Annotated in this window: 12 protein-coding genes; 1 reads left to right on the top strand and 11 read right to left on the bottom strand. The window is 61.4% G+C overall.

All coding sequences use genetic code 11. The features are described from left to right. Positions 1–36 precede the first annotated feature (36 nt). From nadA to VQ071_RS28175, 9 genes are all read right to left on the bottom strand, one after another. Entirely contained in the window at positions 37–975 is a 939-nt protein-coding gene (nadA, locus tag VQ071_RS28215) for a quinolinate synthase NadA (RefSeq protein ID WP_340518116.1), read from the bottom strand. Positions 976–1178: 203 nt separating this feature from the next. Then, positions 1179–1667 (bottom strand): type III toxin-antitoxin system TenpIN family toxin, encoded by a 489-nt coding sequence (tenpIN, locus tag VQ071_RS28210; protein WP_340518114.1) that lies wholly within the window; start codon positions 1665–1667, stop codon positions 1179–1181. 442 nt (positions 1668–2109) lie between these two features. Next, positions 2110–4128 (bottom strand): ATP-dependent zinc metalloprotease FtsH, encoded by a 2019-nt coding sequence (gene ftsH / locus VQ071_RS28205; protein ID WP_340518112.1) that lies wholly within the window; start codon positions 4126–4128, stop codon positions 2110–2112. A gap of 103 nt (positions 4129–4231) precedes the next feature. Further along, positions 4232–4774, bottom strand: a complete 543-nt coding sequence (gene hpt, locus VQ071_RS28200; protein ID WP_340518108.1) for a hypoxanthine phosphoribosyltransferase — start codon at positions 4772–4774, stop codon at positions 4232–4234. A gap of 23 nt (positions 4775–4797) precedes the next feature. Beyond that, a complete protein-coding gene (gene tilS, locus VQ071_RS28195; RefSeq protein ID WP_340518105.1) occupies positions 4798–6234 on the bottom strand; it encodes a tRNA lysidine(34) synthetase TilS in 1437 nt (478 codons plus the stop codon). Between the two features lie 23 nt (positions 6235–6257). Then, complete coding sequence (locus tag VQ071_RS28190) at positions 6258–7181, bottom strand: protein kinase domain-containing protein (RefSeq protein WP_340518102.1); 924 nt, start codon at positions 7179–7181, stop codon at positions 6258–6260. Beyond that, positions 7165–7917: a vWA domain-containing protein gene (locus tag VQ071_RS28185; RefSeq protein WP_340518100.1), complete on the bottom strand. Its 753-nt coding sequence runs from the start codon at positions 7915–7917 to the stop codon at positions 7165–7167. Before VQ071_RS28185 ends, VQ071_RS28190 begins: the two co-directional genes overlap by 17 nt. 382 nt (positions 7918–8299) lie before the next feature. Next, positions 8300–9031, bottom strand: a complete 732-nt coding sequence (locus tag VQ071_RS28180) for a hypothetical protein (RefSeq protein ID WP_340518098.1) — start codon at positions 9029–9031, stop codon at positions 8300–8302. A 12-nt stretch (positions 9032–9043) separates the two neighbouring features. After that, positions 9044–11746: an Ig-like domain-containing protein gene (locus tag VQ071_RS28175; RefSeq protein WP_340518096.1), complete on the bottom strand. Its 2703-nt coding sequence runs from the start codon at positions 11744–11746 to the stop codon at positions 9044–9046. A gap of 276 nt (positions 11747–12022) precedes the next feature. On the opposite strand from VQ071_RS28175, the gene VQ071_RS28170 reads away from it, so the two are divergent. Continuing rightward, a complete protein-coding gene (locus tag VQ071_RS28170) occupies positions 12023–13135 on the top strand; it encodes a helix-turn-helix transcriptional regulator (protein ID WP_340518094.1) in 1113 nt (370 codons plus the stop codon). A gap of 376 nt (positions 13136–13511) precedes the next feature. Here the strand turns inward: VQ071_RS28170 and VQ071_RS28165 are convergent, their stop codons facing one another. Both VQ071_RS28165 and spoIIE read right to left on the bottom strand, forming a co-directional pair. Next, on the bottom strand, positions 13512–13679 hold the full coding sequence (locus VQ071_RS28165) for a hypothetical protein (RefSeq protein WP_340518092.1): 168 nt from the start codon (positions 13677–13679) through the stop codon (positions 13512–13514). A 253-nt stretch (positions 13680–13932) separates the two neighbouring features. Then, positions 13933–16536, bottom strand: a complete 2604-nt coding sequence (gene spoIIE / locus VQ071_RS28160; protein WP_340518090.1) for a stage II sporulation protein E — start codon at positions 16534–16536, stop codon at positions 13933–13935. Positions 16537–16591: the final 55 nt, after the last annotated feature.

Raw genomic sequence — 16591 nt, 5'->3', positions numbered from 1 at the left:
TCTTAGCCGGCCGCAGCCGGCCGTGCTTGGCGGCGTTTACTTGACGAGCAGCATGCGTTCGAGCGACAGGCGGGCCTTGTCGGCCACGTCCTGCGGCACGTGAATTTGCGGCTGCATCGTTTCGAGCGCCTTGACGACCTTCTTCAGGTTGTTGACCTTCATATTCGGACAGACGAGGAACTTGCTCGCAAAATGGAACGTCTTGTCCGGGCTGTCTACCCGCAGCTGGTATCCTGTGCCGTCCTCGGTGCCGACGATGAACTCCTTGTGGCTCGATTCGCGGCAATATTTCAGGATGCCGGTCGTACTGCCGACGAAGTCCGCCAGCTCGACGACCTCGGGACGGCATTCCGGATGCACGACGAACTGGGCGTCCGGATACTTGGCGCGCATCTCGTATACGTCCTTGACGGTCAGCATGTCGTGCGTGTTGCAGTAGCCTTCCCAGATGATCATCTTCTTGTCCGTATGCTGCTGCACGTAGTGGCCCAGATTTTTGTCCGGGCACCAGATGACCTCGTCGCTATCGACCGAGTTGACGACCTTGACCGCGTTGGCCGATGTGCAGCAGATGTCGGTCTCCGCCTTCACGTCCGCCGACGAGTTGATGTAGGTGACGACCTGCGCATTCGGATGCTTCGCCTTCAGCTCCCGCAGGCCGATCGGATTGACCATGTCCGCCATCGGGCAGCCCGCGCGCTCGTCGGGCACGAGCACAGTCTTGTTCGGCGCGAGGATCTTGGCGCTCTCGCCCATGAAGTGAACGCCGCAAAATACGATGACGTCCGCGTCCGTCTGCGCCGCCTTCTGGGCGAGCAGGAACGAGTCGCCGCGGAAGTCGGCCACCTCTTGAATCTCGTCGCGCTGATAGTAATGAGCCAGAATGATGGCGTTGCGTTCCTTCTTCAATTGCGCGAGACGCTCGCGCAACTCGCGATTCTGCTCCGCCTTGCGCTCAAGGGCCAAAGCTTCCATGATGAATTCTCCTCCTGCGGCGAAAAAACGCCGGCATCTATTTACTTGTGAAAATAAGCACAAATTAGACCGCGAAAGAAAAATGGGGTTGCCAAAAACACAACCGTTGCCAATGAGATAACAATAAATTTACACGTGCCAGGGGGTACTGTCAATGAATGTTCACAGATTTTTGGAAGAAGTTTTTCTCTTCATTTGTATAATTATTTATGGATTAGTCCAAATTCTGCATGATAATTTTGGAAAGTCGAATACTGATAATTTCTTAAAATATTTTGGTCATTTTTATTGACAGCGTTAATATACCTTCGAATAAATTTTTCAAAATCAGCAATAATTTTATGCTCATTATCATTAATTTTGACATAATCACTTTTGTCCGCAAGCATAAATTCACGTTGAGTAATAATAAATCGATCTTCAGTGATAATAACTGCTTTTGTATAATCTAGTCCATGCCTAACCTTCTTGCCCTCAGGACTGTGGATTTTCGTTGTGAAATTTCCAGGATGATTCATGCTCATTTTGGAACGCAAAGGAATAGCAAATTTATAACCTAAAACCTCAACTAGAAGCACACCGTAACCGCGCCCTTTATCATGCCCGGGTTTATCAGCCATTTCAACTAAATGCGTGTGCTCCTTATAAAAATCCTGAGAAAGCTGATGAAACACAATTTTTTTGTCAGACATAATAAACCCCTTGCATAAATTTTAATGAAGAAAAGACCTAAGATAATCTTAGGCCTTTTCTTCCAATCATACAATGGGGGTTTTAATTTTTAACGTGGGGATCTCACCCTTCCGCCACTTCATACAATGGGCTTTCTTTTTTTAACGTGGGGATTGCCCTTCCACCACATCATACGTGAGCTTTGTTTTTTTAACGTGGGGGTGCTCTCCCGCCACATCAGTATTTTTATTATATATGTATTATTCTATTCAGTCAAATCAGTTCCGGTTCTTCTCATTTTCATCCAAAATCGTTCCTGCCCAAAGCTTCGAAGACAGTAAAGTCGCTTAATCTCGCTGACGATGCCGGAATAATGACAGCTTACCGTGCCGACTCCTGCAAAAACCCGCGATCCCGCTGCCTTGGGCAGCGGAATTGCGGGTTTTGTCGTCGTACTGCTATTTACTTCGGCTCGTTGTCTTCGTCCGTGCGTTGGTCGGGATTCGGAGGCGTCTGGTTCGCGCTCGTCTCCTCGTCGCGCGGCGTGATGCGCACGCGGACGTTGCCGCCGAGCGTATCGATCGTCGGCTCTGCGCCAGTCGGCTCGCTGCCGGAGTCTCCGCCATCGCTGTCGACCGCTGCGTTGATGTCGCCCTTCTCGATGAGCGCCTTGATCTGTTCCAGATCGAGCGTCTCCTCGGAGAGCAGCGTGTTCGCCATCAGATGGACTTCGGCGCTCTTCTCGGTGAGCAGCTTCTTCGCCCGGTCGTAGCACGACTGGATGATCGACTGCATCTCCTGATCGATCTCGTAGGCGATCGCGTCCGAGTAGTTCTGCTCGTGACCGATGTCGCGGCCGAGGAATACTTGGCCTTGCGTCGCGCCGAACTGCATCGGCCCGAGCTTGTCGCTCATGCCGTATTCCATAATCATGCTGCGCACGATGCCCGTCGCCTGCTTGAAGTCGCTGTAGGCGCCGGTGCCGATCTCGCCGATGAACAGCTCCTCGGCCACGCGGCCTGCGAGCAAGCCCGTGACTTTATCCAGCAGCTCCTGCTTGGTGACCAGCATGCGATCTTCCTTGGGCAGCATGATGACGTAGCCGCCCGCACGTCCGCGCGGAATGATGGTCACCTTGTGTACCATGTCGGCATGCTCCAGGAAGAAGCCGACGATCGTATGACCGGATTCGTGATAAGCGACGATACGCTTCTCGCGGTCGCTGATGACACGGCTCTTCTTCTCCGTGCCGACGACGACGCGGTCGATCGCTTCGTCGACTTCCTGCATCGCGATGTCCTTCTTGTTCTTGCGGGCGGCGAGCAGCGCCGCTTCGTTGAGCAGGTTCTCCAGATCGGCGCCGGTGAAGCCCGTCGTCCGCTTGGCGATCGTGCCCAGCTTGACGTCCTTGGACAGCGGCTTGTTGCGCGCGTGAACCTTGAGCACCGCCTCGCGGCCCTTGACATCCGGACGGTCGACCGTGATCTGACGGTCGAAGCGGCCCGGACGCAGCAGCGCGGGGTCGAGGATGTCGGGACGGTTCGTCGCGGCGACGATGATGATGCCCTCGTTCGCGCCGAAGCCGTCCATCTCGACGAGCAACTGGTTCAGCGTCTGCTCGCGCTCGTCGTGTCCGCCGCCGAGGCCTGCGCCCCGCTGACGGCCGACGGCGTCGATCTCGTCGATGAAGATAATGCATGGCGCGTTTTTCTTCGCATTCTCGAACAGGTCGCGCACGCGGGATGCGCCGACGCCGACGAACATCTCGACGAAGTCAGAGCCCGAGATGCTGAAGAACGGCACGCCGGCTTCGCCCGCTACGGCGCGAGCCAGCAACGTCTTACCGGTACCCGGAGGGCCTACGAGGAGCACGCCCTTGGGAATGCGGGCTCCGAGGGCGGCGAACTTGCGGGGGTCCTTCAGGAATTCGACGACTTCGACGAGCTCCTGCTTCTCTTCGTCCGCACCCGCCACGTCCTCGAACGTCACGCGCTTTTTCTCTTCATTATAAAGACGGGCCTTGCTCTTGCCGAAGTTCATCACCTTGCCGCCGCCGCCCTGCGCCTGATTAATCAGGAAGAAGAACAGGATGAACATAATGACGAACGGTATGATGGAGGTGAGGAACGTCAGCCAGAAGCTCTCGCCCTGCATCGGTTTGTTCTTGAGATCGAAGCCCTGCGCTACCGCCGCGTCATTAATCGCGTTGGCGTCGCGCTCGGTCTGAATCCGGGTCGAGAACGCATCGCCCTTGTGATCTGCAGGCGCCATATCCTTCTTGAAGTGGCCGGTCAGCAGATAGGTGCCGCGGTTGACCTGCATCTCGAGGTCCTGGATGGCCTTCGACTGGATCGCAGTCATCAATTGGTTGTAGGTGAGCGGCTCGGTGGTCGTGTTCTTGCCGATAAAAAATTGCACGATCCCGACGGTCACCAAAAATATAAGCAAATAAAATCCTGTATTCCGGATAAACCGATTCATCCCTGACCTCCTCCCGACACGCTTTCATCATTTTACCATAGCCTGTCTTGGTATCTCAATAAAACGCGCGGCTGCGCGGAAAAACACCGGAAGGCGGCAAAACTTAGCGGTTCGAGTAAATTTCCTCTTTTAAGATGCCAACGTAAGGCAGGTTGCGGTAGTGCTCCGCATAATCGAGTCCGTAGCCCACGACAAATGCGTCGGGAATGGTGAAGCCCGTATAATCGGCGTTCAGATCGACGGTGCGGCGGCCCGGCTTGTCGAACAAGGCGACGACGCGCACGGACTTGGCATTGCGGCGCTCGAGTACGTCAATCAGGTAGCTGAGCGTCAGACCGCTGTCGATAATGTCCTCCACGATCAGAATATCCCGGCCTTCGACCGAAGTGTCGAGATCCTTGACGATGCGAACCTCGCCGCTCGAACGGGTCGAGTTGCCGTAGCTCGATACGGCCATGAAGTCCAGCTCGAGCGGGATGGCGATGTTCTTGGACAGATCGGCCATAAAAATAAAGGCGCCCTTCAACACGCAAATTACAAGCGGGTTGCGCCCCTCGTAATCGCGGCTGATGGCGGCTCCCAATTCCTGTACCTTCGATTGGATCTGTTCTTCCGAGTAGAGTACTTCTTGAATGTCATTCTGCAACGATGGGACCTCCCGGGCCGATATTAAACGGTATGATGGCTTGACTCCGAACATGTCACGCGAATGGCCGCGCCCTCGCCCCCCGGCATGGCATGCCGCGATCGTCTGAGCCCCGGCAGCCATAGAATACGGCCGGAACCGTCGGCGAGCAACGGCAACAGATCGCGCCGGCTGCGGGGAACCTTGGCGTCGATGAATATATCTTGCACCTTCTTGGAGCCTTTTAGTCCCAGAAGGTCTATACGGTCGCCCGGTCTGCGGCTGCGCACGACGAGCGGCATAGACAGCTCCGATTCGTCAAAAAAAGCCTCCCGGCGGGAGTCCGGCGATGCATCGCGGAGCTCGTCCTCGCGCCTGAAACGGAATATAAGTCCGCACTCCGGCACGATCAGCTCCAGCTGCCCGGAGCGTCCAGGGAACGCTGCGACGGAATGGCTATAGCCGGCATGCGCGAGCGGCGCAGGCCCTATGTATGCGAAGCCATACTCCCGGATCAGCACGGAGCCGCCCCCGACATCCATGCGGGCGACGCTCGGCCTCTCGGCTGCCACCGCCGACACAATGTCGTCCACACGCTCATAATGAGCCTGGGAATGCAGTCCTGCAAGACCATTTAATATTAGTTTAATCATTCTGCGTTGTAAAGCAAGGTGAAGCCCACGGAAATACGCCGCGTCCAGGCGCCAGCCCTCGCCCGACCGCTCGGCTCCCGCGGCCAGTCGTCGTCTCGCCTCCGCCTCCATATAGTCGTCCTCCGCCGAGGCCAGCTCCGCAAGACGGCCCAGGCCCGTCCGCAGCTCCGGATTGTACCGTTCGAGGAACGGCAGCGCCTCCAGGCGCACGGCATTGCGAAGATAATTCATCTTGACGTTGCTGCTGTCGTTCGCGGACGGCACGCCGAAGCGCTCATTATAAGCTAGCAACTCACCTTTGGTAATACGCAGCAGGGGGCGGATCAGTTCCAACTCCTGCTCGGACCGTCGCATGGGAATTCCTGACAGGCCGGTCATGCCGCTGCCGCGGAGGAATCGCATGAGCACCGTCTCCGCCTGATCGTCGGCATGGTGAGCGACGGCGATCGCGGAAGCGCCGTACGCCCGCGCCGTCTCCCGCAGAAACGCGTACCGTCGCTCCCGGGAAGCCGCCTGCGGATTGAGGCCGGTAGCGGCGATATAGGCCGGCATGTCGATCTCGGCGACCGCCAGCTGGATGCCCCAGGCAGCGGCCGTCTCCCGCACCAATGCCGCCTCGGCATCGGACTCGGCGCCGCGGAACCCGTGATTGACGTGGGCCGCCACGACCCGCCAGCCGTCCCGCTCCGCCGCCGTCTTCATCATATGAAGCAGCGCCATCGAATCCGGCCCGCCGGATACTGCGGCGACGACGCAGTCGCCCGGACCGATCCCGAACATGTCCCGCAGCGATCGTGCGACCCGGTCCGCCGTATCTAGAGCCTTCACACGTACTTCCCCCAATTCCCCTTCTATTGAAGCAGCCAGAACGCCGCGGCGGAGACGCATAGCAGGAGCGAAGCTGCGAACAGGCCGGCCATCCATCCCGGCACCTTGCCGCGGCTCGGCGCCATGGCGGCCGCCGAGGCCGCCCTCATGCATGCGCGCCAGTGCTCGGACGCCTCGCGCGCGTCCCTGAAGCGGCCCCAGAGCGCGCGCTCCATCCAGCTCTCCATCGGCTTGAGATCGGGGCAGCCCCTGACCAGCGCCATCAGCTCGCGGGGGTGGCGGTTCTGCGGCAGCAGCATCTTGGTCATATGCAGGAGGCGCCTGCCGTCGAACGCGTGAATCCACAGCACGGCCACGGAGAAAAGGTCGTAGCCGGAATCCGCCGTCCGGCTTCCCGCCGACCAGTAGCCGCGGTCGTAAACCTCGGTGAACTGGCGCACCGAGCGGCCGAGCGCCGTCATGCCGCCGTAATCGACGAGCGAGACGCGCCCGTGGTCCGTCACCAGAATATTGTCGCTCTTCACGTCTCCGAACGCCCAGCCGGCCTCGTGCAGCTCGGCCAGGCGGTTCAGCAGGCGGTAGCCGACGACGCCGAACCAGGCTCCCCCGTGCTCCGCCAGATAGGCCTTCACCGGCACGCCCGGTATATACTGCATGACGTAGAACGGCAAGAGGCGACCGCCCCACTCCGCATCATCCACATCCAGCAGAAAAGGCGGACGCTTCCGCTCCCTCTGGTCCAGAGAGGCGAGCACGTTCGCTTCCGCCTGCAAATCCTCGATCTGCATTCCAATCTTCAGCGCATAAGCGCGCAAGCCGCTGATCGCCATGTATACTTGTCCGTTGGCACCGGCTCCGAGCATGCGCTCCAGCCTGTACGAGCGACCGTTCCATTTCCCGCGCAATACCGTCCCCGCCGGCACGCGCGTATCAGACGACGTAATCACTCCGCATCCCGTCCGTATCTTCACGCCTCGCAGGCGCGCTCTTCTGCGGTTCTGCATCCAGTTTACCACAAGTTTCCCGGAAAAACTCAACCACGCGCAGAAGCGCCGGCCCTGTCGGCGTCGTCCCCTTCATGCTGAGACGCCCGAATATGGAGCCGAGACGGTCCGCACGATCCGTCCAATCCTGGTCGAGCAGGCAGGCCTCGTGCGAGCGCTCGCCCGGAAAGTGGAACACCGCGACCGCGCTCTCCCCCCTGCGCGCCTGCAGGCTGAGCGCCAGGTCACGAACCGCTTCCTCGACGGCTCTGAGCTTGGGCTTCATGCTCGCGCTGGCGTCGATCAGGAGCGCGACGCGCAGCTCCGCCGACTCCCCCAGATCCTCCATGACGCGCACGACGTCCGCACGCTTCGCCGGCGGCAGCTCCGCGACCGAGGAGGCGCCGAAAATCTGCTTCAGCTCGCGGTTCACCTCGCCGCGGATCGTGCCCTGCACAGTCTGGCGCGTCACCATCTGCACCGTCTGCGACAGCAGGGCCGGCGAGACAATCCGGCTCATGCCGCCGCCCGCCCGCGCGATCTCCGCAATCTCCAGCGCGCCCTGCTCTCCGATCCCCCCGTCGTCCACGATGCCCACGACATTGACGGAGATGCCCTCCGCCTGCGCGATCGACGCCGCGATCGCCGGGCTGTCCCCGACGTTCGAGCAGCCGTCCGTAATCAGCAGGATTTGTCTCATGCCACTCATCCTTTCTATTAACATCTTAATAGCAAGTGTCGCCAGGAGCTGGGAGATTTAACCCCGCTCGCGGGCGGACTTCGCGGGAGAGCGGCCGGGGGCGGCTGGGGGTGGCGAGGTATCCGTCGGGCCCGCAAGGATGGATCGCCTCTCCCGGTGAGGGCATCCAGGATGTGCGATCTTGCCGGCGGACGCCGCAGCAAAAAGAGAGAGACCGCGAAGGTCTCTCTCCATGCAGCATGCAGCATGCCCACGGCACGCACAACAAAACCTACTACATCCTCCCGTCTGTCATCTGCACGATCCGATCGGTCTGTCCCGGTTGCCACTTGGCCCGATGAGTCCGCTCCCGTGGCCACCACCCGTTTCGGCCGCGCTGCCGCTACCGCCCGATCCGATCGATCTGCCGCACGTCGGCGAGCAGCGGCTCGATCTGCCGGGCAGCCGTCTCCGCGCCTGCGCGCTTGTCCTGGACCTTGGTCATCAGGTCGAGCTGGATGAACTGCACCCGCTTCCTGGCGGCGCCGATGAACACCTGATCGGCCGGCGTCGAGACCGGGAGCGCATCCAGCCGATCGAGGATCGACTTCGCCTGCAGGCGCGTCTCCTGCTCCATCGCCCTGCCCTGGTCCGCGGCCTCGCGGAGCCAAGTCAGCGCTAGCCCGGCCGCCTCCTCATAGTCGTCGAGCATGCCGTCATAGGCCGCCGCGGACGCAGGATCGCGAGCGATCTCCATCAAGGCGATCGGGTTGCGGATGCCGCCGAGCGGATCGGCCGGGAACGCCGCCGCAGCGTTCAGCAGCCGGCCGGTGTCTGCCACGTAGCCGTCGATATTGGCGCGGATGCGCTCGATCTCCTGCTCGAACGGCTCCACCTTGCCGACGGCGATCAGAACCAGCGCCAGATACTGGGCATGAACCTTGTGATAGTCGAAAAAGTGGTTGGCGTTCGGGCTGTTCGCAGCCAGCTTCACCAGCTGCTTGAGCAGGAAGTTGGCGCCCTCCCGCGCCGCCATCAGCCCGTACTTGTCGTAGACGGCCTTCGCCGCGCTGCGGAGGGACTTCTCCCCGAGCACCTTGTCGTCGTTGCGCCTGGCCTTGACCGCGTCGCCCATCGCTGCGCCCCCCTATCTGGACCCGGCGGCCACGAGCGGCGAAGATCGGGACCCTGCATCTTCCTGTTCGTCCGCTGCGGCAGGCGCAGGATTAAGCAGCGCATAAATCTGCGCGGCGGCCTGATCCTTGTCCGTCAGAATCTGCACCGCGAGCCGCTTCATCTCCACCTCGGCCTCGAGCAGCGAGTTGCGCAGCTCCTTTTCCCGGACCGACTCGGTCTGCAGATTGCGTGAATAGCTGTCGAGCGCCTCGCCCTGGCCGAGCAGCGCCTCGACGACGATGCCGTCCGTCCGCAGCACATGGCGGTTGGCCGCCAGTATGATGCCCGGCACCGCGATGCTCGTCCCCGCCGCTTCGTCGCGATAGACCGAAGTGTAGTCCTTTTTGACGCGCAAATAGTTCGAAGACGGGATGGTGTTGCCGTCCTGATCCTTGAAGGGCAGCTCCTCGACGAAGCGATGATGCTTGTCCTGATAATCGAAAATGTTGGCGAGCTGATAGATGATGGCGTTGCGGACCTCGGTCCGCTTGTCCGGGACGATGACCTCCTCCAGCAGCGTGTCGAGCTGCGGCAGCGTCACCTCGCGGTATACCTTCTTTTCCAGACCGTTGACCAGATCAATCGTGAAGTAGCCGATGCGCACATCGACCAGATGCAGCAGCGTGATGAACTCCTGGTTCATCTGGCGGAACACGTAGTTCAGCGTGCGGCTGACGTTGATGTTCTCGATCTCGCGCACGATCGACGTCTCCTCGCCGGTCGTGGTCTTATCCTCGTATGTCGTGTTGATCTGCATGTCGCGCCGTGCGGACGCCTTGGCGACATGCTTCTGCGTATTGTTGGCGACGTTCTTGGCGAACTGCTCGCGCGCTGCGTTGGAGCCGCCGCTCATGCTGGCGCTCACCTTGGCGCTGCCCCAGCCCCAGCTCGCTCCCGCTTCGGCCGACAAGCTGTACTCGTTGCTCTCCTCGTAGTTTTTCTTGTCAGCTTGCTCTTTGGCAATCGACTGCTCGAACTCGTCGGAGATGTCGTCGGTCACCGAGTCGAGGATCGTGGCCGCACTCTTCATCGTCGATTCGCTCTGCGCGTAGGAACGGATGCTGATCTTGCTCTTCTCCCCCGGCAGCAAGGAAAACGTCTTGATCGTGCGGCCTGCGCCGTAATTGGCGAGATACGAGGACAGCCGGTACGACTCGACGAGGATGATCCGCTTGAGCCGCGAGTTCACCTCCGGCGTGATCGTGACATTGACGGCAATGGTCGTCTCGACGACGTTGCCCGCCTTGTCGTAGGCGCGGGCGGTGACGGTATGCATGCCGCCTTCGTTCACCGACAGCGTGCCTGTCCACGTCGACCAATCCTCGGGCGCCCGCTCGGCGGCGCGTACGCCGACCGGATTCAGGTCGAGCGCCAGCTCCACGTACGCGATGCCGCCCGCATCCGATGCGGTGCCCGACACCTGGATGACGGCACCCGTGGAATAAGGACCGGTCACCTGGGCGTTGTTCGCGGGTGAGGTGATGGCGACGGACGGCGGCGTATTGTCCACGTGCAGCGTGATGCTGTGCGTGCCCGCGTTGCCCGCGGCGTCGAACGCCTTGACCGCAATCGTGTGGCTGCCGCCGGTCAGGGAGACCGTCTTTTTCCAATGGGCATAGCCGTTCGCGCTCTCCGCGAGCTGCGGGTCGGTGCTGTCGACCGACAGCTCCACGCGGGCGATGCCTCTGTCGTCCGCTGCCGTGCCCTCGACCGTCACGTTCACCGCAGCGCCTTTGCTGCTGAGCAGCGCGCCTGCGGTGGGCGAGACGATCTTGACAGTCGGGACGGATACGTCGGGCTGCGGCGCGAGCTGAACTGTCACATTGATCTTGCTCGACGCCGTGATCAGCTTGGCGGCATGCTTCGCCTTCGCCGTGATCGCCAGCGGACCGGCCGTCTTGAGCACGGTCTGGTACGACCATTCATTGCCCGACAGTGTCGCCGCCTGAAACGCGCCGTCGCCGACCTGCACCTGCACGGAGCCGATGCTGCCCCCGCCGCTCTCGACATAGGCGGTGCCGCGAATCTCCACCGGCGCGCCGGTGTAAGGGCCGGACACCGTCGTGTTGGCCGCCGGCGCGGCGATGCTCACGGCGAGGATGACCGGGTCTTGCTCCGGCGGCGGATCGCCCGGCCCCTCCGGCTCCCGCGGCAGCATCGACGGGACGATCCCGTCCGTCTCGCCGCTGCCGGTCCCGCCGGCCGGCGCCCTCAGCAATCCCGCACCCGCGCGCAGAGCCATAGAAGGCCCCGACTCCAGCGCCGCTTCGGTCGCCAACCTCGCCGGCGTGAATACATATGACAGCGCGCCGGTCATCGTCCTGACGATGTTCAGCTTGCGCCCCTCAGCCTCCTGCCGCTCGACTTCCTCCGGCGTGAGATTCGCCAGACGGGTCGTCATCCGCTCGCCCGAGCGCTGCTTCGAACGCAGCAGCTCGACACCCGTCGGCTCCCGCTCGTCCGCACCCGCAGCCGCGGCAGCGAAGCTCTGCAGGCCCGCCGCGTCGGCGGCGGTCGGCATGAAGTAGCCGTCATGCAGCTGCAAATCGATAAAGTTGCGGCCGCTGTAGGCGGTAGGCTCCGGGACGTTGTAGCTCAATACGGGAGCGACGCCGTTCGGCTGCAGCTTGATCATCGGTTCCTGGCCGGGCTTGGCGGGGGTTTCGTTTGCCATTCCATCATTCATCTCCGTTTCGGTTCAAATTCGGACAGCAGACCGTTATCCGTCTGTCACCCCCTAATATTGTCAATCGTACCCATCACAGACTAGTGCCGACGGTCATACAAAAGTGTCATGCGCCGGGAGTCTCGCAGCAAACGCGCCCACAGGCCACTTCTTGTCGAAGCAGAGCCGAAGCTGTCGAAAATGAGAAGCCCGCATACAAGACAATAGCTGTCATATATACATGTTAAAATAACGAATAAACCGCTCGCGAAGGAGAAGATGACGATGAGAGCCGATCGGCTGCTGCGAATACTCCACTGTCTTCAGACGAACCGACTGACGAGCGCGCGCGAGCTGGCGGCGCAGCTCGAAGTATCCGAGCGCACGGTCCACAGGGACATGGAGGCGCTGGCTGCGGCGGGGTTTCCCGTCTATGCGGAGCGGGGCCCTCGCGGGGGCTGGATGCTGCCCGAGGGATATCGGACCCGGCTAACCGGACTGACCTCGGCGGAGATCGCGGGGCTCATCGCCCTGCAATCCTCGAGCGCGGTCGGCGATCTGAAGCTGGCCGGAGAAGCGGGGAACGCGCTCGCCAAGCTGGCCGCCGCGCTGCCCGCGCCGGCCCGCAACGAAGCGGACTTCGTGCGCAAGCATCTGCATATTGACGGCGCGGGATGGCACGATGCCAGAGAACCCGCGCCGTATCTGGAGCTGGTGCAGCAGGCGGTGTGGGAGCGGCGCAAGCTGCGGATCCGCTATGTGTCCGCAGAAGGCAAAGACGGCACAGAGAGCGTCGTACTGCCCTGGGGGCTTGTAGCCAAGCGGCATACCTGGTACTTCGCCGCCGTCAAGGATGCGTATGAGCCGGAGGGGAGACCGGCTGCGGAGAAGACGAACAAGCCGGCGGTCGTCGCCGAGACGCCGACGGAACCACGCGAGCTGCCCGGGGAAGCCGACACATCCGGCATACCTGAGCCCCGAACTTACCGTGTCTCCAGGCTCGCTGCAGTCAAGCTGCTGGAGGAACGGTTCGAGGTGCCGGACGGCTTCGATCTGGGACGTTGGTGGGAACGGTCGGTCGCTCGCTTCCGCAGCGAGCTGCCTGTCTATCCTGTACGCGTCCTCGTTCGCGAGGCGGCGTGGCATCGATTTTCACGGGAAAACTATATTCGCGTGCGGAAAATGCACACCCGGGACGACGGATGGGTCGATACCGAGGCTGATTTTCATACGCTGGATTCTGCTTTGACACTCCTCCTCGGGTATGGCGCATCCGTGCGCGTTCTGTCGCCCGAAGCGCTCGTAAGATCGGTCGAATCCGAAGCAAAGGCGCTTCTGGCGCTGTACGAGGGGCCGGACTCGGCCCCCCATGACCAAGGCCATATATATGTCAACTGACGCGGCGCGCGGCCGCTGCCATTCATCATTACAGATTGCTTGTTGCCGTATAGCCAGAAAACGGTTCTCACCTCCAGGATGTCAGCTCTGCGACGGTAATCTATGAGAAGCTGGCGGACCTGTCTTGCTGGTCTCGCCTTCTTGTGTATGGGGTTCCGCCGGCTGTCTGCGATCGCGCGCGCGTACCGCCAGCCGCAGTGCAGGCTGCCTTGCGGCGCGGATCGGCCATGACGCCCTGCCGCGTGCGCGCGGCCTCGCTGCGGACGGGACCGCGATCCGCCCCTGCTCGGCAGCGGCATCTCCGCCGCCGGACATCTGCATCAGCCGGCCTTCGGCAAGCGCCTCCGCCCCGCGCCGCCCGCTGGCGGCACCGCTTCTAAGCTCGAGCAAACGTCTGCTGATCGAGGAAGACCAATGCGGAGGCGGGGCGTAGCTCCGACGGGAACGCGCCGTCGCGCCGTCGCCAATGTCCGCTGCGGATGGACGCAATGACAGCCATGATGCGGACGCCGGCCTTGACGGAGATGGCGATGAAGGCGGCCATGACGCCAAAGGCTGCTCTTGGGTATGCCGGGCTGTCAGCGACTCCAGCCGCTGCACCACCTTATGTACCTCTTCGGCGATGGCCTGCATGCGCGTGTCCGGCGGGAAGGTCTCATGTCCGGTTGATACAGCCGGCACAGTCGTCAACGTTGAGGACGAGTGCCTGACGAGCCTCACTCTTTTACCCATGCCCAACTTGCCCTGAATCCGCTTCGCCATCTGAATCGCTCCCTCTTTTAATTTAGAGATCATGCTCAGCTCACCGTCCTCGGCCGCTCGAATCTGGAGGCGCCGGACCAACGGAAGGACGCCCATTCGGGCTGATGCTTGTTGATGCGGGTGACGACGACCGTCATATCGTCCTTGACCGCGCCTCCCGGATATTGCCTGAGCGCGATGTCCAGCAGCTCGTCCGCAATCTCCTGCGGTTCCTCCGCTTCGATCTCCTGCAGCACGCGCTTCATCCATAACTCCTTGTTCATCGCATGCACGGCATGGCCCGGCGAGTCCATGATGCCGTCGGTCATCATGACGAGCGTATCGCCCGGCTGCAGCTGTACCCGCAGCACGTCGATCTCGATATCCTTGAGAATGCCGATGGGCAGATTGTTCGCCGCGATCGGGATCACCTCCTTGCCCCGCTTGATGAAGCTCGGCGTCGAGCCGATCTTCAGCATCGTGGCGTTCGCGCTGTACAGATCGATGAGCGCCAGGTCGACGGTCGCGAACGTCTCCTCCGGGGAGCGCAGCAGCAGCACCGAATTGACCGACTTGATCGCGAGCCGCTCGTCGATGCCCGACTGCAGCAGCTGCTCCAGCATCGACAGCGCCGCACTGCTCTCCGCCCGCGCCCGCGCGCCGTTGCCCATGCCGTCGCTGAGCGCGACCGCATACTTGCCGCTGCCCAGCTCGATCGCGCTGAAGCTGTCTCCGGAGAGCACGTCGCCGTCCTTGGCCGCGCCCGCCATGCCCGTCTCTACCTCATAAGCCTTCGCCGATGCAAAGGTCACCGTCGTGAGCTGTCCCGGGCGATCCGATGCGCGCTCATGCCGGACGGACACCGTCTCGCCCAGAATATCGGACAGCAGCGGCGCGATCACCTTGCGGCTCTCGTCGAAGCCCGGCTTGAACGCATGCACGATCTCAATCTCGATCTGTCCCTCCTCGAGGCTGATGATATCGATATGCTGGATGGCCAGCCCGAGCCGATCCAGCTCCTCGCGAATTTGCTCCTCGTGATGACTCTGCTCGCGCGCTTCCCGCCGAATCTCCTTCACCAGATCGTCCATCACCTGCGATACCCCCGACAGCTGCTCGGCGACGAGCATTCGGCTGTCCTGCAGCTGCGTGCGCCAATGCAGATCGTGCCGGTACAGCTCGTACTGCCGCTTCAGCACGTCCAGCACCTGCGGGACTTTGACGCACTGCCGGTGCATCGGCTTCGGGATCTCGCCCGCAGACAGATCCGGCCGTTCCTCTACGGCGGACATGAGATCGGTCATCAATTTATAGGTTTGGAAAAATTGTTCGTCCCAGCACTGCCCACGCTTGTGACAGCTGGCACAGTTGCGCTCATGCACCGCGTTGATGAAGTGTTCGAAGTCCTGGTTCTGCCTCGTCGTCTCCCCCGCCTGCGTCATCTGCGTGAAGCTGCGGGACAGCTGACGGAACACCTCCGAGAACCGTTCCACCCGCGCAGCCGTCAGATCGCGAACTTTTTGCGCGTATTCTTGCTGATTGCGTGCATAATTGGACGTCCCCGGAACATATTGTGCTATAGAGTCCGTCCACGACTTCGGGGTGACCGCAATCAAGATCGAAGCGGCGAGCGACGCCCATATCGAAGCCATCGTCTCGGCGGAGCTGCCCGTATACAGCGCCAGCACCGTCGTACCCAGCAGCAGGCCGAACACGGCTGCGGCCTTGCCGCCTTCGCGCAGCAGACCGGCCAACAAGCCGCCGAAGGCAAGCAGGCTGATCTGCGGTACGGAGCCAAGGTCGGACAGGCTGAGGATGATGCCCGCGACGACGCCGGCCGACGTCCCGAGCGCAGGGCCTGCGGACAGTGCGAACAGCAGGACGATATAGCGTGTGAACACGGCGCAGAGGGCAACACCGTAGATCGTCCAGCCGGATAAGCCCGTCATGACCGAGGCCAGCAGAATCATGAGCCCGATCCATTCTTCATGCCGGAGCTTGGCCACCTTCGATGTCTTCGCCAGCAAGGGCATCGCATGGACAAAAAGCAATGTTAGGACCAGGGATAGCCCGGCTTCTACACCGGTGAGCACGTAGGGCAGCCAGCTCTTGTCGTCCTGCATGATTGTGCCGAACAATCCGACTAGCAGACTCGCAGCGAAGACGACGATGGGCGCGTGGGAGAGTTCGGTCCGTTCATAGGCGTCCAATCCGCGAAACAACAGATAGATGACGCCGATCTGCGCGGCGATGGCCGCAGGCTCCGGGGCCTGCGCCCAGAAGCTCCCCGCGATCAGCGCAATTGCCGCCCACCAGGCATGCTCCCTCCGCAAATATAGCGTGACGCCATAATAAGCCGCCGCAAACGGCGCAATCCCTTCCAGCATCGAAGCGCGCCCGAGCAGAAAGCCCAGCACTACGACGGCCAATACCCACAGACCCTTTTTCTTCTGTAAAGACGAACCCCATGCGCTTCGCTCCTTCACTGCAGCCGGAGACGGATAACCGACCGCAGCGAGCGCAGCCCCCGCCATCGTCCCGCTCCTCTCCTTATGGCCGAACCAGTGCTTTCCTTTTGCCTTGCGCTTGTCCGATGCTGCTGCGCCCGGTCCGTACCCGGAGCGGGGAACGAATGGAATAACGGATGGCTGCTTGTCCATGCCTGGCACCTGCTTTCCTTTAGTTCAATCGCGTGAATGTTTTTAATTATAGAAG

It is taken from the genome of Cohnella sp. 56, from assembly GCF_037963805.1.
In the GTDB taxonomy this organism is placed as follows: domain Bacteria; phylum Bacillota; class Bacilli; order Paenibacillales; family Paenibacillaceae; genus Cohnella.
Note: the sequence above shows the minus strand (reverse complement) of the source record. Positions and strands in the feature narration are given on the sequence as shown.

Bases quoted from the DNA above. Each gene is read 5' to 3' on its own strand.
- nadA (WP_340518116.1), bottom strand. From the start codon at position 975: ATGGAAGCTTTGGCCCTTGAGCGCAAGGCGGAGCAGAATCGCGAGTTG.
- tenpIN (WP_340518114.1), bottom strand. From the start codon at position 1,667: ATGTCTGACAAAAAAATTGTGTTTCATCAGCTTTCTCAGGATTTTTAT.
- ftsH (WP_340518112.1), bottom strand. From the start codon at position 4,128: ATGAATCGGTTTATCCGGAATACAGGATTTTATTTGCTTATATTTTTG.
- VQ071_RS28185 (WP_340518100.1), bottom strand. From the start codon at position 7,917: ATGAGACAAATCCTGCTGATTACGGACGGCTGCTCGAACGTCGGGGAC.
- VQ071_RS28180 (WP_340518098.1), bottom strand. From the start codon at position 9,031: ATGGGCGACGCGGTCAAGGCCAGGCGCAACGACGACAAGGTGCTCGGG.
- VQ071_RS28175 (WP_340518096.1), bottom strand. From the start codon at position 11,746: ATGGCAAACGAAACCCCCGCCAAGCCCGGCCAGGAACCGATGATCAAG.
- VQ071_RS28170 (WP_340518094.1), top strand. From the start codon at position 12,023: ATGAGAGCCGATCGGCTGCTGCGAATACTCCACTGTCTTCAGACGAAC.
- VQ071_RS28165 (WP_340518092.1), bottom strand. From the start codon at position 13,679: ATGGCCGCCTTCATCGCCATCTCCGTCAAGGCCGGCGTCCGCATCATG.
- spoIIE (WP_340518090.1), bottom strand. From the start codon at position 16,536: ATGGACAAGCAGCCATCCGTTATTCCATTCGTTCCCCGCTCCGGGTAC.